Annotated in this window: 14 protein-coding genes; 3 read left to right on the top strand and 11 right to left on the bottom strand. The window is 42.0% G+C overall.

The window, feature by feature from the left end:
• Positions 1-30: 30 nt before the first annotated feature.
• Both ACFP56_RS18830 and ACFP56_RS18835 read right to left on the bottom strand, forming a co-directional pair.
• A complete protein-coding gene (locus ACFP56_RS18830) occupies positions 31-1122 on the bottom strand; it encodes a response regulator (protein ID WP_379237475.1) in 1092 nt (363 codons plus the stop codon).
• On the bottom strand, positions 1103-4186 hold the full coding sequence (locus tag ACFP56_RS18835; RefSeq protein WP_379237477.1) for an ATP-binding protein: 3084 nt from the start codon (positions 4184-4186) through the stop codon (positions 1103-1105). The genes ACFP56_RS18830 and ACFP56_RS18835 overlap by 20 nt, the downstream gene beginning before the upstream one ends.
• Before the next feature lie 215 nt (positions 4187-4401).
• Here ACFP56_RS18835 and ACFP56_RS18840 point away from each other — a divergent pair, with 215 nt between their 5' ends.
• From ACFP56_RS18840 to ACFP56_RS18850, 3 genes are all read left to right on the top strand, one after another.
• A complete protein-coding gene (locus ACFP56_RS18840) occupies positions 4402-5304 on the top strand; it encodes an EamA family transporter (protein WP_379237479.1) in 903 nt (300 codons plus the stop codon).
• Positions 5305-5405: 101 nt separating this feature from the next.
• Complete coding sequence (locus ACFP56_RS18845) at positions 5406-5717, top strand: winged helix-turn-helix transcriptional regulator (RefSeq protein ID WP_379237481.1); 312 nt, start codon at positions 5406-5408, stop codon at positions 5715-5717.
• 176 nt (positions 5718-5893) lie between these two features.
• Positions 5894-6589 (top strand): AIM24 family protein, encoded by a 696-nt coding sequence (locus ACFP56_RS18850; RefSeq protein ID WP_379237483.1) that lies wholly within the window; start codon positions 5894-5896, stop codon positions 6587-6589.
• Between the two features lie 145 nt (positions 6590-6734).
• On the opposite strand, the gene ACFP56_RS18855 is transcribed toward ACFP56_RS18850, so the two are convergent.
• The 9 genes from ACFP56_RS18855 to ACFP56_RS18895 all read right to left on the bottom strand — a co-directional run bounded on the left by ACFP56_RS18855 (position 6735) and on the right by ACFP56_RS18895 (position 19395).
• A complete protein-coding gene (locus ACFP56_RS18855; RefSeq protein ID WP_379237485.1) occupies positions 6735-8597 on the bottom strand; it encodes an SLC13 family permease in 1863 nt (620 codons plus the stop codon).
• 322 nt (positions 8598-8919) lie between these two features.
• Positions 8920-10665 (bottom strand): glycoside hydrolase family 35 protein, encoded by a 1746-nt coding sequence (locus ACFP56_RS18860; RefSeq protein ID WP_379237487.1) that lies wholly within the window; start codon positions 10663-10665, stop codon positions 8920-8922.
• A gap of 119 nt (positions 10666-10784) precedes the next feature.
• Complete coding sequence (locus ACFP56_RS18865) at positions 10785-11792, bottom strand: carbohydrate ABC transporter permease (RefSeq protein ID WP_379237489.1); 1008 nt, start codon at positions 11790-11792, stop codon at positions 10785-10787.
• Positions 11779-12708, bottom strand: coding sequence for a carbohydrate ABC transporter permease (locus ACFP56_RS18870; RefSeq protein ID WP_379237491.1), 930 nt, complete (start codon positions 12706-12708; stop codon positions 11779-11781). Before ACFP56_RS18870 ends, ACFP56_RS18865 begins: the two co-directional genes overlap by 14 nt.
• A gap of 56 nt (positions 12709-12764) precedes the next feature.
• On the bottom strand, positions 12765-15380 hold the full coding sequence (locus ACFP56_RS18875) for a DUF5696 domain-containing protein (protein ID WP_379237493.1): 2616 nt from the start codon (positions 15378-15380) through the stop codon (positions 12765-12767).
• Between the two features lie 7 nt (positions 15381-15387).
• Positions 15388-16011 carry a YIP1 family protein gene (locus tag ACFP56_RS18880; RefSeq protein WP_379237495.1) on the bottom strand — a complete coding sequence of 208 codons (624 nt, stop codon included), beginning with the start codon at positions 16009-16011 and terminating at the stop codon, positions 15388-15390.
• Between the two features lie 59 nt (positions 16012-16070).
• Entirely contained in the window at positions 16071-17519 is a 1449-nt protein-coding gene (locus ACFP56_RS18885; protein ID WP_379237497.1) for a hypothetical protein, read from the bottom strand.
• Between the two features lie 54 nt (positions 17520-17573).
• Positions 17574-18464, bottom strand: coding sequence for a carbohydrate ABC transporter permease (locus tag ACFP56_RS18890; RefSeq protein ID WP_379237499.1), 891 nt, complete (start codon positions 18462-18464; stop codon positions 17574-17576).
• 1 nt (position 18465) lies between these two features.
• Positions 18466-19395: a carbohydrate ABC transporter permease gene (locus tag ACFP56_RS18895; protein ID WP_379237501.1), complete on the bottom strand. Its 930-nt coding sequence runs from the start codon at positions 19393-19395 to the stop codon at positions 18466-18468.
• Between the last annotated feature and the right edge of the window lie 21 nt (positions 19396-19416).

Below are 19416 nucleotides of genomic sequence, written 5' to 3' on the forward strand. Positions count from 1 at the left end.
TTTAACCAGTCAGGGATCCATCTTGTTGTATCAGCCTTCCATTTTCATCTTTTCCTTTAATCGATGTATATGCTTCGCCCCGTTATGCTCGCCCGCATTCACCAGGCATTCTATTAATTCATCATAATAGACCTCATGATAAGGCTCCAGCTCGATAAGCTTATATAGAATTATTGTTCGCTGTTCGGTTGATGCGCTAGCGCGTATTGTCAGCAAGCGATCGACATAATCAGCATGAATCTTAAGAGCACTAGCCATAGCCCATGGATAATGCTCCTTCTCAAAATAATCGCCGCCATACAAGGACAATAATTTCTCCAGCTTGCTCATTGGCTGGTTAGCTTCATATTGGAAACTGTCCAGCTGTTCGAGGTCACTGCTCATAATCGACAAATCAATCCAATATCGATCATCACCATAAAATACAAGCCCGGCAACACCCTCTGATTTAAACATGCTTCGCAAATAATAAAGCGTGGTATGGAACAAACGCTGTGCCTGCTGTGCAGAATATTCACGCCAAAGCTCATCCATTATGGCGTATTTGTAGACGGGATTGCCTTGGTTATGCCACAAATAAGCAAACAATTCCTTCGTTTTTTTCGTACGCCACGTCAACAGCTTTCCTTCATCGGTGTAGAGCTCGAGGCTACCCAACGTCTTTAACATAAGACGCTTTGATAACGAGCCTGCAGCTGGTACAGTCGAAAGCTCAGACGCTGGTTGAGTCTCCCTGCTCGCATCCACACTATTCGATCTGCCCGCAAGCACCATAGATGCCCGTTCAATTGTTTTCGCCAAACGCTGTTTATCCAAAGGCTTCAGTAAATAAGCAAGCGCTTCTCGATCATAAGCATCAATGGCATAGTTGGCATGCGCTGTAATAAATATGATTTCCGCTACTGGACAGCTTCTTTTGAACAGCTCGGCCGCTGCCAAACCATTCAGCTCAGGCATTTCGATATCCAAAAAAATTAGATCTGGCTGAAGCACTATCGCCTCTGCTAGTGCATCCTTCACCTTCTGATACTTGCCTATTACCTTAACGCCGCCTATTTCCTCTAAAAAAATATGGATAACATCTAATGCTATCTGCTCGTCATCAATTAATATCGCCTTCATGGATTTCTTCCTCCGGAATTATGATCGTGACTTGCGTGCCTTCTCCAGCCTTACTGTCGATAATCAGTTTTCGACCATACAGCATCGACAATCTGCGATTCACATTTTCAATGCCTACCCTACCCGTCGTGCCTTCAGCTATCGCTTGCAGCCGTTCCTCCTTCATACCCGCTCCATTATCCGCAACAACGATTTCAGCGCCCCTTTCAGTCATCCTAGCATGAATCTGAATAACACCTTCGCCATCCTTGACTGCAACGCCATGACGCACTGCGTTTTCAACGATTGGCTGTAAAATTAACGGTGGCAGCATACAATGGAAGTCATCCTCAATATGGTAGACTATCTTGAACTGCCCGCCAAAGCGAACCTCTTCAATGGCAAGGTAAGCTTCGACCAGTTCCAGCTCACGCTCGAAAGGAATTACGCCGCTGACAGAAAGGAAAGTAAACTTCGAGCGTAAATATGTGCTTAAATTAACGATCAACTCACGAAGTTTTTGTGTGTCGGTATAGCTTAAGCCCACGACCGCATTCAAGCTATTGTATAAAAAATGTGGTGTGATCTGAGCCTGCAGAAAATCCATTTCCTTTCGTATCGACAGCTCGAAGGACTGTTTCATCGCGAGCAATGATTGCATGCGCGCACGAAGCTCGCTCATATCAAACGGCTTTTGCAATATATCGTTGGCTCCTGCTGTAAATGCAGCTGCCAGATCACGTTTTTGGCCAAATGCCGTCAGCATTAATACAGGAAGCTCGCCTAATCCATGCGTTTTTCTGATTTCCTTGCATACGTCCAGCCCCGAGATGCCTGGCATCATCACATCCAATAACAAGAGATCAGGCAATCGACCGCGCTTTAATATAGCCAATGCTTCTTCTCCGCTTCCGACAGCAGTGTAGCTGTACTGCAGCGAATTGGCAACATGAATTAATATTTTTCGATTCACCGGCTCGTCGTCCACGATTAGCAAGTGCACATTCGTGAGTTGTTGCTGATGCCGCAAGCCTTCTTCTGTTGCAGCGACCATTTCATAATCATCCAGGCTGGAATAGGATTGCTGTGAAATCCTCGGCTGAGTCGCTGTTTTTTCGGACGAAACAGGCAGGGTAAATGTAAAGGTCGTGCCGACTCCTTCTTGAGAACTCACCGACAGTGTTCCTTGCTGCTGCTCGATTAGCTCCTTGGCTATGCTTAAACCCAAACCTAAGCCGCCATGCCAGCCTTCGTGCTCATCATACGAGGTGAATGGCCGAAACAGGCTGTCTAGGCGTTCTTCCGGTATGCCAATTCCCGTATCCGAAACGCTAATATTAAGTTGCTTACCTGCCGCAGCAGCGTGCACGCGAACATGTCCTGATTCGGTAAATTTCAATCCATTTTCAACCAAGTTATAAAGCACCTGCTGCAAACGATCTTCATCTGTCCATACAAGTGGCAAGCCTGCAGGAATATCGTTGACAATCTTTACTCCTGGTTTGTCAACAATAACGGATAATGTCTGAATAACAAACTCTACCGAAACCGTTAAGTCGACGGGTTTCAATAGCAGTTTCAACTGTCCATAGCGAATCTTGTTCAAATCAAGCACATCATGTACAAGACCAGCTAGTCGATTACCAATCGCCTGAACCAAGCGAATATTATCGAGATGCTCGGCAGGAAGCGAATGCTGCTTATCCTCCAGCATAATTTGCGATAAGTTAATAATACCGTGCAATGGGGTTCTCAGCTCATGAGAGGTCTTCGCCAAAAACTCATCCTTTTGCCGATCAAACGCAAGCAGCTGTCGATTCATCTTTTCGTTTTGCACATAGGAATCATGCAAGCGATCCGCCATTAGTAAAGCCTGTGACAACACAAGCATCAACGGTGACAGCACCATAAAATATGGCGAATCGAGTGCCATTTGATAACGAAATTGAGCGAATATCCACATTGCAAGCAAGGCAAGAAGACCTAATAGTAAATACCCTTTGCCCTGCACGGGCCGCTCGCGATTGCTGAAGATCGCTAAAAACAGCAGACCCAAATACAAAGAGGCAAGCACCACATGAGCCCATAAAAAATCAACCAGGAAACGATTAGGAGTGACAAATGCAAACAAGGCATATACCAAGGCAATCCATGGTAAAATTCGTGCATACATCATATCTGTTTTTCGCAAATAACTAAGCACATACTGTCCAAAAAAATAGATTGTAATTAATGGCAACAAAAACAGCAGCTTCTGTAGCCACAGAAAAGAAAAATTCGGAAAGAACAATAAAATAAGCAATTCATTATCGATAGCGAAAAAAAACGCTAGAAGTAGACAAAACAGGCTGAAATATTTCAGGTGTGGTTCTCTGCGCCAATGTCGGAACATCCCAACATAATAAAGCCCAAACATAAATAATGCTGTGATGAGCGACACATCCGACAAACGTGCAAACTCTTGCCTCTTGATGACATCCTTCGTTAAACCGAATTCAGGGGCTTGTGCAATGCCGCCGTTCATATTGTCAAAGCTGGCTACTTGAATAATGAGCTCAATAACGCCATTCTCAACGTTGAACATCGTAAAATAAGGCGCGATGCTAGCAACAAACGACGCCTCTGACTGTGCAGGCCTACCGCTTCCTGCGTAATCTTCACCGTTAATAAATACATGATTTGAAAGTCGAACTTTTTTCAATCGCAAGCTGAAGGAATCAGACTCATCCACATAGATTTTTAAGCGGTATGTTCCATAGGAAGGCCTGCTGCCATCCTCTGACTCAGCAAAGCTACTCGGTACCTGTACGAACGAAGGCGCTCGATGATTAGATTGCGTGAAATCATCTGGCTGCAGCAGCTCCCCTTCATAAAACTCCCATTCGCCCTTTAACGGAATCACACCCATTTGTGAAAAATCCCAACCTGCAGCTTTCAGTTCTCCATTTACAGCTACGGGATAATTGTTGTCATTGGGCCAAATCCAATGGGTAATTAAAACAGCAATGCCGATAAAAAACGTTCCGCACATTAATAATAATGGGAGAATATGGCGCTTTATCGTCGTTTCTTGCAATCTGTTCACCTCTCGTTGCCTTTCAGGCATGCCCGCTTATCGTGTAGGAAAAGCAGTTAAAAGTAATATGTATTGCATTAAGTATAAGCGCTGCAGCCATTCTCGTCTAACACCAATAGCTGCCTTTCAGCGAAAAAGTATAGATGAGATCGATATTGCTGTCGGAAGCAGGGAAGAGTATACTAATTTGATATGTGATATGAGTAATAAGGAAGTGGACAACTGTGTGGTTAACCTTATCGATCGCTAGTGCCGTCATATTCGGCGCTGCGGGTTGGTTCATGAAAGTATCTCAGATGAAGGGCGGCTCAATCGCTGTCCTGCTTATATGGCTTTATATTGTAGGAACGCTCGGCTTTGGCGTGCATACAATTATGGAAGGCAGCTGGCAGCAGCTCGCAGTATTTCAGGTATGGATATCAGGCTTATTGATCGGGATTGGTTCGGCATTCGGCAATTATTTGTTCATGAAAGCGCTAGGAACAGGCCCTGCAAGCTTAACCTCACCTCTGTCAAACGCGAATATTGTACTTGTTATATTAATGGGAACTTTTATTTATCATGAGCCTCTTGGCTTCATGCAGTTCATTAGTATTGCGCTTCTGCTGATCGCGACTGTCTTAATCGCACAACGCAGGGATAATCGCTCCATCACCTCGTACTGGTGGTTTGTATATATCGCGGCTGCGATTGTTATGTTCGCTATTCGCAACGGTGGCCTGAAGGTTACAGCTGAATTCGGATATGCTTCAGCTCCCGTTCTATTCGTAGCGTATTTGTTATCTATTCTTTTTTTCGCTCCCGCTGCCGTACGTGAACAGCAGATCTTAAGAAAGAATACGCGAATTGCACAATCTTCCTATGCGATTGCGACAAATGCTCAAAAAGTTGGCCTACGCTATGGTCTGATCAGTGGCATATGCTCGTATGGCGGGCTGCAGCTGTATGCAGTGGCGCTACAGGATGGCCCTGCCAATTTGGTAGCTCCAATATTTGCAACCAATGGCTTGCTCGTATCGGTCTTGTCGATACTGGTCTATAAGGAAAGACTTTCGCGCATGCAAACTGCAGCCTTTATTTGCTTACTTGTCGGTCTTGTGTGCATCCGTATTTCACTGCATGATTAATGTTGGAAGCAATTCCCTAACACAGATACACATACCAACTTCATATGTACTTACTTTTCTTAAGTTGTTGTGATACAATAAGAGCAAGGAAGGTGATTCGAATGGACTACTCACAAATGTGTCCAAGATTTGAATCAGCCACAGATATTCTTGGCAAAAAGTGGACAGGAAAAATCATTCATGTACTTCTCGGCGGACCAAAACGTTTCAAGGACATTAAAGAACAAATTCCTGAGATGAGCGATAAAATGCTCACCGATCGCATGAAAGAGCTTGAGCATGTTGGAATTGTTACGCGTAATGTGTACCCAGAGATGCCAGTACGTATTGAGTATGAACTGACTGAAAAGGGGCACGCTCTTGAGCAAGTCATCTGCTCGATTCAAGAATGGGCTGAAAAATGGATAAATTAGCAAAATAGCGTGGATATCGACAGAAGTAACAATCCGATATTCACGCTATTTCTGTTTATACTTGCAGCCGCCCTATTCCAGAATTTTTCCTGGTTCCCCCCATACATATATTACTAGCAATCCAAATTCAGAAAGTAAACGTTGTGGTTTTCATTTTTCATGAAAAGAGGGGTAATATGAGCAAATATTCGATCGCAGAATTTATTAGACAAACCGAACAAAATGATGAGTTGAAAGCGAAGTTCGAGTTAGAAACTCCACGTATGCTTGAAGTGAATCTAAAAGATTTCATCTGGGCGAAGGCTGGTTCTATGATCGCCTACAATGGAAAGATCAAATTTGAACGAGAAGGTATTTTGGAGCATGGGATCGGCACATTATTCAAAAAAGCGTTTACCGGGGAAGGCGCTTCCTTAATGAAAGCAACAGGCGAAGGCGCTCTTTATTTAGCGGATAAAGGAAAGAAGATTATTATTTTGGAGCTACATAATGAAACGATATTTGTCAACGGCAACGACTTGCTAGCATTTGAGCCAACAGTTAAGCATGAGATAAAGCTGATGCGAAAAGTAGCTGGCATGATGGCTGGCGGTTTGTTCAATATTCGTTGCTCGGGCAGTGGACTTATTGCGATTACGAGCCATTATGAGCCATTGACGCTGCGTGTTACACCAGGAAAACCTGTGCTAACCGATCCTAGCGCTACAGTTGCATGGTCAGGTAATTTAACCCCTGAATTTCAAACCGACATTTCCTTTAAGACATTCATTGGCAGAGCAAGCGGAGAATCGATACAGCTTCGATTTGAAGGCAATGGATTTGTTATTGTCCAACCATACGAGGAAGTCTATTTCCAGCAATCGCAAAGCTAAAAAGATGGCAGGATACTAGAAGGCGAGAATCGCAGCGTACATAAGAGGTACGTGAGAATCGGAGCATTCGGTAGCCTGCCATATTCGACGTCGAATCACTACAGCGCGTTACTTCGTCATCGCCTTCCGACATTTTGAACTTCTGCTAAAGGGGGAAGATGAGGGGCAGTGCTATCACCATCACAACCCCCAACAACACCTGAACGGGCAAGCCTACCTTGACATAATCCATAAATTTATATTTCCCCGCAGTCATAACGAGCGCGTTTGGCGGCGTAGAAAAAGGAACCGCGAAGCATAGACTCGCTCCAATCGCCACCGCAAAAAGATATGGTATTGGGCTAACGTCCATCGACAACGCTGCTGCAAGTGCAATCGGTGAAAACAAGACTGCACATGCCGTGTTGCTAATAAATAACGTCATAAACGAGGTCGCAAAGTAAATACCTGCAAGCAAGGCGAGCGGTCCGTATCCGCCAATACTATTGACAAGCCCCTCTGAAATTAATGCAGCTGCTCCTGTTTTCTCAATAGCGGTTGACATTGGAATCATCGCACCAATCAGCACGATGCTTTCCCAGTTAACCGTTTTGTAAGCAGACTCCATATTAGGCAAGCATCCTGTCACCACCATCAATATAGCAGCAACAATGACACATACAACTGCTGGTACGACATTAATAATCATCGCGATAATCATCAATACCATAATGAGAGCAGCAATTGGGGCTTTATGGCTTAAAGGAATATTCGATGCAACATCTGCTGGCTGACCAACAACGACAACATCTTCATACTCTAGTGCTAATGTTGAAATATGCTTCCATTCACCTTGAATGAGCAAGGCATCTCCTGCTTTTATTTTTTCTTCCTTAAGCTCATGCAATAAATACTTTCCCTTACGTTGGATCCCTAATATATTGACACGATATTTTTCGCGGAATCCTGAATGCTTCACGAGCTGATTAATATGTTTAGAATTAGATGGAATTAATACCTCGGCTATGCCAATTTGCGATGATGCTAAATTTTCAAGTCGATCTGTTCCCTCGCGCTCAACAGCGTCCTCTGCCAGCAGGGTTAGCTTGTGCACATCACTGAATCTCAAAATATGTTCATAATCCCCGGTAACATATATGACATCGTTAACATGTACCTGTGTATCAGGTCCTGCGAATTCCGTATTAATCGTCTTAAAAAATGGATTCTTATTAGACTGTCGTCTGCGGACCTCATGAATATGTACATTATATTCCGCTGCAATAGATAATTCCTTTAGTGTTTTGTTTAACATCGGTGAATGTTCACTAATTTGCAGACGATATAGATTATTTCCCAGGCTATATTGTTTAGCAAGCTCGTACAACGAACGCTGTTCTCGTCCTTTGTCCCCTCCTAGCTCATTGTCCTTGAGCAGCCATTTACTAAACAATGTAATCAAGATTGTTCCTGCGACTAAACAAATTAAACCAGTTGGCGTGAATGAGAAAAATTTCAACGGCTCATAGCCAGCCTTCTCAAGCGTCTCACTAATAACCATATTAGGAGGTGTTCCAATTAACGTAAGCATTCCACCTAAGCTGCTTGCAAAAGCAAGAGGCATAAGCAACTTCGCTTGCTGTACGCGAGCAGTTGCCGCTAAGCTAACAACGATTGGCAGCATAACAGCAACTGTTCCTGTGTTGCTGACAAATGCGCCTATGAATGAAGCCGAAAGCATAACGGTGAGCAGCAAGATCGTCTCATTGGTTCCAGCAAGCTTCAACAGCTTCCCGCTAACAATTTTCGCAAGTCCTGTTTGAAAAATCGCTCCACCAACGACAAACAAGCCTATCATCATAATGACGACAGAATTGGAAAAGCCCGAAAGCGCCTCTTGTGTATCAATAATACCTAATATAAGAAGCAAGCTTAATGCGCTTATCGCCACTAGATCTGACCGAACCTTGCCGCTTACAAAAAGTGCTGAAGCGATAACTAAAATCACTAACGTCCAAAGCATATCCATGCCATCCATTTCCTCCTATCCTTACGCCAGACTCTCTTCTGGTGAATTCTATTTTTTCGTATAATTTCACTAATTAACATATTACAGCATGCAAATATTAACATTGTAGCATAATTGTAATGATAAAGTCTTTAGCGGTACATGATATTAATCACAGCCAAGTAACAATAAACTATTAAATAAGCAGCAAAAAAAGCTGCCCAGCTGACAGCAAACTTGCTGACAACTTGGCAACCCTACCAGTATAGATTGCAATATAGCTCTTGATAACACCTTTCCCGCCTATTTTACGCTATGCCAAACTGTTCATATATAACTATCCTTATTCTAATCCTGATGTAGAGGCAAAGCTTATACTATCGCTGGCTTTCCCCTCTGTCTCGAAAAGAATAACCTCATTTATTCCTTTCTTCAACAGCGGAGCTGGTACATATAGTCTTTTCTGAGGTCCGATCTCCCAGAAACGGCCAAGGTTAAAGCCATTAATAAATGCAACTCCCTTGCCCCAGCCTGAAAAATCAAGAAATGTATCGCCTGCTTCATCCACTTCAAGCACAAAGCGATAAAAAGCTGGTACGCCCTCACGATAAGCTCTTGAAAAATCAAGCTTTTCTAAATTATCTAAAGGCAGGTTATAATGCTCCCAGTCGCTTTGAAAGGCTCCATTGACGATGACTCCACCTTTAATTCCTTTGTGTTGGTTATTCATTTTAACCGAATAATTCACTCTGCCCATATTTTCGACCAGAATAGTCAGTTCATTCTCTGCAGCAGTTAGCTCGAACACTTCCTTGTCCTCGATATCGCGGTCATATTTTGTAAACATATGCTCTTCGTTGATAAAAACATGGGCACGATCCATACACTGGATGAGTCGGAAATCTTCGATTTTCCTGCCCTTTCCAAGCTGAGACTTATACAATATATACCCGAATGGCTGGTCCAGCTCCTCCATCGTAAGCGGATATGCTGAACGAATCGGTTCCGCTAACAGATCAAGCACATTAAATAAGGAAACCTTATCCTTCAATGCAACCTTGCCATATGCTTTTTTAATAATTTTAGTGGAGAACGGTACGTCTGGCAAATCAGTATAGCGTGCAATAACTTCCTGGAATGCCTTGTATTTCGGTGTTATCTCTCCGCTCTCGGATAATAAAGCATCATAGTCATAGGATGTCGTATCTGGAGCGAGCCTTTCATAATAATTCGCTCCACTCGTAAACGCGAAATTCGTCCCGCCATGGAACATATAGATATTGACGCTGCCTTCCTGCAGTGTGTGATCCAGCTCGATAGCAGCACTTCTAATATCTCTCGTGTGATGTTCCTTGTCTCCCCATGCATCAAACCAGCCGATCCAAAACTCCATCACCATTAGGGGCTTTTTATGACCATGAAACTGTCTTAAGCGTTCAAACTGCTCCTTAATATTCGAGCCGCAATTAATGGTGGCCAAAGCAACATCCTGAATGGAACCATTGTCAAGCATATCGTGCCAAGGCCCATCTGAAGTGACAAATGGAACGACTGCGCCATGCTTTCTCATCATGTCAGCTAGAGCACGCAAATACGCTTGATCGTTCGCATAGCCACCGTATTCATTCTCTACCTGCATCATAATAATTGGACCGCCATAATTAATTTGCAGGTCGGTAAACTGTGCAAATAGCTGCTTGAAGTATGCATCGATTTTATCGAGAAACGGCTGGTAGCTAAAACGCAGCTTCATAGTAGGGTCCTTCAACAGCCAATAAGGCAAGCCGCCAAACTCCCATTCCGCACAAATATAAGGAGATGGTCTGACTATGACATACAAGCCTAGCTCAGCCGCTGTTTGAATAAATTGACGTATATTATACAAGCCTTCAAAATTAAACTGGCCTTCTTTATATTCATGCATATTCCATGGTACATAAGTTTCAACTGTATTGCAGCCCATTGCCTTCAGCTTTTCTAAACGATCCTGCCAGTATTCAGGAACCACTCTAAAATAATGTATGGCGCCCGAGATGATCTGAAATGGCTCTCCATTTAGATAGAATTGATCCTGTATCGTAAAACTCATGCTTTGCTCTCCCATGCTGCTTCCTCCAACTTCTCATTAGTTAAAACGAATGAAATCCGAACAGCGCTGCACTTCGAACAGACTGTCCGGATTTTTAATAGACCACAAAATTGATAGTATTACCCGACAATACCAGACTGCTCAAAGTTCTCTACTAATCGCTTCTGTATAGCGAAATAAATAATTAACAATGGTAACAGATAAATAAATGCTGCTGCCTGTTTTACAGCATCAAAAGCAAAGACGTTCGCTGTTGGAACGCTATACCAGGTCTGAATCGCGAACAAGATATTGTCTACATTGGCTGAGGAAAAGGTTTGTGCCAGCTTAATGCTTAAATAAGGACCGTCTGGATGAAAGAATCCGGTATAATACGTATCTCCATAGTTCCACACAAACGATAAAATCCCTACGGTCATAATTGCAGGTATTGCATTCGGCAAGCAGATTCGGAAATACGTTTGGTAAAAGCCACAGCCATCAATTAATGAAGCTTCCTCCAATTCCTTCGGCAGCCCTCTGAAAAATTGGCGAAAAACAAACACAAACATGCTCTGCTTCACGCCAAACCCGAAAATAGCTAATAAATATAGCGTAATCGGCTTATTAATCAAGTCTACTGAGCTTCCAGTAATTGCTGTTATGATTCCCAAAATATCGAAATCCTTGAAGCTCAAGTACTGAGAGATCAATAAAGACTGAGGCGGAACAACGAAGGAAAGAATAACTAAAAACATGACTACATTTTTTCCCCAAAAATTAACTCTGCCAAGTGAATACCCAGCGATCGCGCATACGAAGATTTGGATGATTGCAATGACTACAGCATACAGAATGGAGTGCACCATTGGCATTCCATTACCGAACACTAGCCGCACTGCTGCCTCGAAGCTAACGAAGGAAAACTCTTTCGGAATCCAGACAACGTCTGGATTGCCTAAATCCTCAAAGCTATTCAACACTGTCGGGATTAGCTTAATTAAAGGGTACAAAATGGCAAAGCCAAGACCGATGATTAATGAAATGAATGCGTACCAGAATAGAATCTTCTTCGTTGTTTCTTTTACTTTATATAAGCTCAATGGCTTCTTGCTAGAAGTTTTGATTGCTGCCTTAGTTTGAGTCATGCGGCTTCACCACCTTGTTAATGACTACCATCAGAATGATAAGATCAATGAGCACATTCAATAAATATACGACCGATAACGCTGATCCCGTACCGATATTATTTCTATTAAATGCAAAATAGTAAATTTCCGTCGAGATCGTTGATTTAAGAAACATATCAACGAACGTATAAATTAATGCAAATAATGAAATGTTAGCAAGCAATGGCAGCGTGATTTTCCAAAACACTTCATAGGCGTTAGCCCCTTCAATTTTAGCAACCTCATAAAGCGACTGATTGATCGACTGCAGCCCCGCTAAGAAAATAAGCGTCTGTACCCCCGTCTGAGAGATAAGCATAAACACGCCATTAGCTAAGTCAGAAATAAACAATGACACCTGACGCGGCAAAAAGGTATACGTCCGAATAAACTCCAATAGCGCGCCATTGTCAAAGGACTCACTGATGGATGCATCCGAAATATCGCCTCCCGTAGTCACCATAATGAGATCCACAACAACCTTTAAGCCGAGTACAATCGGTAGAAAGAACACAACCCTTGCAATTCCACGGCCTTTGAATTTTGCATTGACGAGTATGGCGCAAAATAGGCTGAATATGACGATGACCGGAGTATTAATAAAGATACTAATATTCTCATCAGTGAAAATTCTTAGAAACTGCATACTTTGGCTGGACACTTCGGTTGTGAACAAATCAATAAAGTTTTGAAATCCTACATATTGAAGACTCATTCCACCAGATTCAGCAACACCGACTTTATAAAATGAAAATCTAATGGTGCTAATTAGCGGCTTTACAAAAAATAAGATGAATCCGATCAACCAAGGAAGCACAAAGATGATACCGTGAATTTTCCGCATATTTTTGTGTGAGATATGAAATCTTCTGCCCTTGTGTGCGGTATCTTCCATTTTCTAACCTCCTTCAAGCGTAGTTAGCGAGTCGGACTGCTCATGCAACATTAACGTTATTGAATCATATAGCCGAGCGCATCGAGTTGATGTCCTGCAACAGTCACAGGATATTTATTATAGTTCACGATAACCTTTTTCCCTGACGCATAGCTTGTTTCAAATACATTTTCCTCCAGCATACGATGACCCACGATTTCCTTTGAAGCAATCTTGTCTATACCCGCGCTATATTCCTCATAAATCTCCTTGATTTTACGCTCTAATACGGCATATTCCGTTGAAAGATATTCGCTATATTCGGTATTTTTAAGAATATCTACGTTCTCATGCGTAATCGTAAATTTCGGAATACTGCCAAGCTCCAGCGCCTGCAAGATAAAGTATTGGCTTCGTTCTGAAGATTGATTGACATTAAGCGTTGTGTATTCCGTTAAGCCATTCATGACAAGCTGTCTGAAAGGGATCGAAGCATGCATCGTACCATAATTGCTGCTTTCACGTGAAATGTTTGCGGCATACTTTGCATAGGCAAGCTTATCGCTGTTCGGGTTATCTAGTGCAATGGTTTTGTTTTGCGCTAGCTTCTCCAAATTATTTTGCAAGATGGAATTGGCTATTACGGGATCAATCACTTCATTATCCTTGTAATTCGCGTAATACATAGCGCCCATATCATTCACAAAGATATTGGCATACTCACTTGAGCTCTCAATAAAACGATCCACCGTATCACTTAAATAAAGCGGATGAATTACATAATGTCCCGTTGCATACAGCTTGAATCTACCTGTTGCATAATTGTAGGGATGGATAGATAGCGGCTTACCATCAAAGCCATGAAGCGCATGCTTTTTCGGCTTAAAACCATCATCCGTGTCTGTGACACGCATTAAGTCTGCATTAAAAAATATTTGTTGATTGCTGCCTTCAACATGCTGCATGAGCTGCAGCAGCTCAGCCTTGCTGCCATTAACCTTTAACAGCTCTGCCTTGTTTCCGATCGTATTATCGAGTCCTCCGTTAAAGACTCCCTTATAATTTACAACTGCGTTAATGTTCTCCATGTCCTTTAGAATGTCCAGCAGCTGATGATAGGTCGTCATGGAATGAGGCTCTTCGTATGGAATCCCTAAAAATCTTTTTTCAAGTGTAAGCGCGCCAATGACATCGACAAAAAGCTTAGGGCGTTCATCGTAGCTATATGAAAGATTGTAGCGATCCACTAAATATTGTTGGTATGTCTTGGCCAAATCATAGTATTCAACCTTGCTTGAGAACAGCTTATATCGAACCGTATAATCAACGTCAATGACGCCTGTGGAAGCTAAAAATCGAGCATCATTATCGCTATACGGACCGAATACTTTTACTCGAGAAAATTGCATGGAATCAAATGAGCTATACACTTTGTTGTAAGGTGCACCGCCTAAAGAGGTATCCTCCACGCCCAATTGAACCTTGATATTCCCTAGCTCTGCTCCCTTTTCAATAATGCCCATATGACCCATACTTTTGCCCGCCTGATCCGTGTAATATAGGCCGAATACAGGCATCGTCAGATTTTCTGGGAAAGCCGGAAGCTCATATAGCGTGCTGTAATAGCTGTTGTTATAAACTGGTCGTTCATACTCAGGATATCTTCCATTGAAATCATTCATCTTGAACAAAGCGCCAGAGCCATCTGGCACGAGAATATAGCCTTCTGCAACCTTGCTTGCAGCTGCCATGCCAAAGGACGGCAGCACCGTAATGTTTTGCATCGTATAAAAATCGTTCTCATTTGTAATTTCATAGGTTGGAACCTTTACGACAAGGTCGCCCTGATCCAGCGTTACTTCCATCGTTATACTAAAGTTAGCTGGCTGTGTGATCTTGACCGCAATGTCATGCAGCTGACTCTCCTCGATAAGCATATCTGTCGTATAGTCTATGGATTTGGTCATTTGGATCAAATCTCTTACAAGTGACAGCGGAGGCAACCCTGCAAATCTAAAATAATAGAGATCATGTTCACGATCATATTGATAGGTCAATGATAAGGAATCCTTGAATTTTGCTGCTTGAGCATCGCTAATCGCCCCTTCCTGCAGCTTTTCCTCAATCTTATCTAAGAAATGCTCTTGATAATGATCAGCCATTATCTTTTGTGGCACATACTCGTTTAGTCGATACGATTCGCTTTCAAAGAAATCAAAAATAATTTGTACACCGTTGTCAATTTCATAAAGCGTGTAGCGCTGATTTTGAATGGCAAATTTGTAAGCATCCCACTCGTATAGCGCACCATCCTTGCCAAGGAACTTAATAAGGATCGGTGACTTGTCAATATCACTGCTCCCCTGATCGAGTGCAAGACTGTTCCACTGCGTACGAGTTTGTGTATCTACTACCTTGATATTCAACGTTTTCGTGTCAATATACAGCTCCCTATCCTCACTGCTGGCCAGCTTTACATTTCCAGCCTGCTGATCTATTTCATTGTTCGTAGCAGCTGCTCCATCCTTTGCGTACTGAGGCATAGCTTGACTTTTGATGCTGAATGACTGCACGGTACCAGGAATAAAAAACAACGCGATTATCATTAAAATCAAAATCGCCGCCATGATCATTTCTTTAACTCCGGCATTTTTCATGCGATTGATCGCTGATTTACTTAGATTACTGATCACACCCGAGTCACCACCTTTTAGTCATTTCACTGAATGCTGCATATATAAATCCGAATACTTTGGACATCAAAGTAAAATAAAGCATTGCGAGAAACACGATAATAATCGCGGCAATAAATGTAGCGATCAGTGTGACAATATTCGTTAATGCGGTATACTCATGGACGACACATAGTCCACAAAATAACAAAAAGCAAAACCATACCGTTCCAATTGCCGTAAATGCGTATAAAAGTGGAGCCTCTTCCTGAGTAACGACATTGCTTAATAGAATGCCAACGATGTCAAACATCAGTTTAGGCACCAACGCGTAGCACATCACGATAAAAATATCACCCATTGAACCATTTCCATCGAATAATGTTGTAATGCTCCAGTTGCTTATAAGGAATAACACGATTGGAAAAAGTGTCGTCAAAAAAATAGTGACACTGTTCATCGCAAACATAGGGTTGTAATTCAAAATAAACCCTGTGTATTGATAGCTGAAAATCCCGACAATACCGACTAGCAGCAATATAATTACCGGGAGCACGTAGTTTTTCTTCCGATGATTCATCACTTGATAGAAACCGTCAAATGGATGCATCAACACATGAAATAATAGTCTTCCATCTTCTATAATCGTCATAAATACAGATCATTCCTTTTCTAAACGGATTTATAAGGTCAAAGCTCCTTAACTTACGTTCAACCGTTCTTTCTGTTATATCTGTATTCCGAATAGATCAAATAACCTGCAAAAAGTACAAACGGAATAACGAGCCAAATAAAGTTATGCTGGATAATGATATTGCGATATTCGGCATATGCTTTGGAAAAGTAGCCGCGACTGTTACCCAGCTCGGAGTAATACATCGCCTTTTCATACTCATCCTGCATTAAGTAATTTCTACCTACACCTGTATAAGCGATATCATAATTAGAGTTAAGCTCAATTGTTTTCTCATAGCTTGCTCCCGCATCTTCCCATTGTCCATAAAAGTATTGCTTCTCTGCATGCAGCGCGGCTTCGCCAAACTCTGTAGGCTGATAAATATAGGCAGCTGCAAACTGTTTATCTGTGATGATAAGCTTGTCACCAAACCAATTGATGGCGGTCGGCTCCCTTACATCCCCTTTCAAATAGCCTGATGAGCCGAAAATATTCATCAAATCCCCTTGAAAGTTGTAAATAAACACTCTTCCCTTTGTTTTATCCAGCAGAGCATATACCCCAAAATCAGAAACAGCAATGTCGATAAATTGGCTTCTCTCCTCATCGGTTCCATATGTCAAATCACCAATGACAGAAAAGTAGCCATTCTCCATCAATACGTTTTCGCCCTTGGAATTAAAACGGAATACCTTGTCCTTGGCAGAAGGATCGAAGGTTGTTGCATAGATCATCCCTTCCGTATCAATCGATAGATTATTGAAGGAAGGTGCAAATACCTTTTTCATTTTCTCCTTTTGCTCTTTTGTCGCAATCGATTTCCAGAAATGATCAATAATATTGACTCTAGGCTTGTTTAAGCCGAAGTATCTGGAGAATGACCCATTATTGTGAATTTCGATAATCCCCTCATAACTGCCTTGAACGATAACACTAATTTTCCCGTCCTTATCCACGACAATTTTAGAAGGCTTAAACTGAGTTGCACCAACCATGTTTTCAGGCTTGTTGATCATTCTTTTAAGATGATAATCTGTCCCATCCAGTACAATAATTCGTTCTGCTCCCGTATCTGCAATATACAGCTCATCGCTATAATCGCTATAGAATACGCCTTCTGGCTTATCCAGCATTAGCTGCTTATTCGTTACTGAATCGACGATAATTTTATTATTTTGATCTCTAATTAGCTTGATTGAATGTTGAAATTGCAGATCTGAGCCAATTACATTAACTCTGCTCTCCTCGGAGTCCACAAGAAATATTCGATCCTTGCTAACATAAGCGTCGTCAATACTTCGCATTTTAATTTGACCCAAGCTGCTTTCATCTAATGTGTACATTAATTCAAAAGCAGGAAGACTCTTATTGACACTGCCCCAAAAATCATAAATATAATTAGTTTCTAAGGTATTGTCAGCGAAAACACGAGTGGAGGGAAGAAGCATACCTAATAGACAAACGAATAGTAAAATTTTCTTCATCGCTGCTGAGACTTCCTTTCCATATGTTTGTTGGTCTGCTGAACCTTTCCATGACTATTCCTTGATCCCTGTCGTTGCCATCGTCGATATTACGTTACTCTGAGAAATGACGAACACGACAACAGGTACAACAAGCATAATCAAGGTTACAGCAGAGGCAACCCCTGTCCTTGCTACACCTGCATTTACTATTTGGGAAAGCGCATAACTAACTGGCTTCAGCTTTTCAGTAAATATGACCCCGCCACCCGTTGTTCCCCATAACGATTGGAATGACAAAATGATTAATGTAATCCACGCGGAACGAGATAACGGCATCATGACTCGCCAAAATATCGTTAGCTCATTTGCACCATCAATCTTAGCAGCTTCTATCAATGCATCAGGGACCTGGACCATAAAGTTTTGCATAAGAAACAGTCCCAGTGTTCCGCCAATGGATGGAAGTAATATCGCCCAGTAGGTGTCAATCATCCCTAATTTCGACAAGATGATGTAGTTAGGCAATGCCGTAACTGTTCCATTAAACATTAACGAGTAAACGATTAGTTTGGACATCACCTTTGAACCGGGAAAAACGTATTTTGCCAGCGGAAAAGCTGCCATCGAGCCGATAATTACCGATCCGAACGTACCTACTGCGGTAATAAATATCGTGTTGAAAATATACCTCGTTATCGGGACCCAGGAATTTCCAATAACAATAAAAAGATCTTGAAAATTCGTTAGCGTCGGATTCATGACAAATAGTCTTGGTGGAAATATAAAAATTTCGTTCAACGGCTTAAATGCGTTGTTTATTATAAAGATGAGTGGCCATACACTGAATAATCCGAATAAGCCCAGTAGGATGGTAAGCGACAAGTCACCCGAAAGGCTTCTGTTTCTGCGTTTAAATTGCCTTGCCGTATATGCCTTTTTTATCGTTGCAACAAGACTGCTCATGCTACGCACCTACCCCTCTTAAAGCTTTCTGGACAATGATGTTCGTAAACAGCATCGTAAAGAACAAAATGGTCGCGATAGCTGAAGCATATCCCATTTCATATCGAATGAAGCCATAGTCGTGCAGATGTGTTAAGATCGTATGACCCGAGTATTCCACCGATGGGAATCCAGCTAGTTCAATTGAAAGCTGTGAAACGGAGAATGAGGCCGTAATCTGCATGACTGCTCCGAATAGGAGCTGTGGTCGCATAGATGGAAGCGTAATGTACCAAAGCTCCTGCCAACGATTTTTAATCCCGTCAATGGAGCCTGCTTCATATAATGTTTTGTCTACATTTTGCAGCCCCGCGATAAAGGCAAGGAAGCTCACGCCTAAGCTTAGCCACAGCTGAACCAAGATTAGAATCGGAAATACGTATTGCTTCGTATCAAAAAATAGTATGGGTTCAGTCACTAATCCAAGTCTTAGCAGCCAAGAGTTAGCAAAGCCGTACATATCTGAAGAAAAAATCAGCTTCCAAATTAAGTAGGCGTTACCCGAAATAGACGGCGCGTAAAAAACTAATGTCATAATCGCCCGTACTTTTGGCGTAAGCTCATTGATTAACCACGAGAACACAAAACACATCAAATAACTGATTGGTCCAGTGATCAAAGCAAAGAAAAGCGTATTCTTAACCGCAATCAGAAAGATATCATCGTTGACAACCAGATTGATATAGTTTCTTAACCCGACAAATGAAGGAGCTTCGAGCATATTGAAGGATGTAAAACTGATAATCATGGAGGTAATCACAGGGATCACTGTAAACACGATGAATAATAAAGCAAACGGCAATATTAACAAATATTTAGCCCCATGCTCTTTCCATATCTTTGCAAGCGTCCTATTGCTTTTTCTTCTCGTGATTGTTTGATTTGTCAGCATACTCTCTATTTACTCCTTTTT

It is taken from the genome of Paenibacillus septentrionalis (genome assembly GCF_042659865.1).
Taxonomy (GTDB): Bacteria; Bacillota; Bacilli; order Paenibacillales; family Paenibacillaceae; genus Pristimantibacillus; species Pristimantibacillus septentrionalis.

Bases quoted from the DNA above. Each gene is read 5' to 3' on its own strand.
- ACFP56_RS18830 (WP_379237475.1), bottom strand. From the start codon at position 1,122: ATGAAGGCGATATTAATTGATGACGAGCAGATAGCATTAGATGTTATC.
- ACFP56_RS18845 (WP_379237481.1), top strand. From the start codon at position 5,406: ATGGACTACTCACAAATGTGTCCAAGATTTGAATCAGCCACAGATATT.
- ACFP56_RS18850 (WP_379237483.1), top strand. From the start codon at position 5,894: ATGAGCAAATATTCGATCGCAGAATTTATTAGACAAACCGAACAAAAT.
- ACFP56_RS18855 (WP_379237485.1), bottom strand. From the start codon at position 8,597: ATGGATATGCTTTGGACGTTAGTGATTTTAGTTATCGCTTCAGCACTT.
- ACFP56_RS18860 (WP_379237487.1), bottom strand. From the start codon at position 10,665: ATGAGTTTTACGATACAGGATCAATTCTATCTAAATGGAGAGCCATTT.
- ACFP56_RS18865 (WP_379237489.1), bottom strand. From the start codon at position 11,792: ATGACTCAAACTAAGGCAGCAATCAAAACTTCTAGCAAGAAGCCATTG.
- ACFP56_RS18870 (WP_379237491.1), bottom strand. From the start codon at position 12,708: ATGGAAGATACCGCACACAAGGGCAGAAGATTTCATATCTCACACAAA.
- ACFP56_RS18880 (WP_379237495.1), bottom strand. From the start codon at position 16,011: ATGACGATTATAGAAGATGGAAGACTATTATTTCATGTGTTGATGCAT.
- ACFP56_RS18885 (WP_379237497.1), bottom strand. From the start codon at position 17,519: ATGAAGAAAATTTTACTATTCGTTTGTCTATTAGGTATGCTTCTTCCC.
- ACFP56_RS18890 (WP_379237499.1), bottom strand. From the start codon at position 18,464: ATGAGCAGTCTTGTTGCAACGATAAAAAAGGCATATACGGCAAGGCAA.
- ACFP56_RS18895 (WP_379237501.1), bottom strand. From the start codon at position 19,395: ATGCTGACAAATCAAACAATCACGAGAAGAAAAAGCAATAGGACGCTT.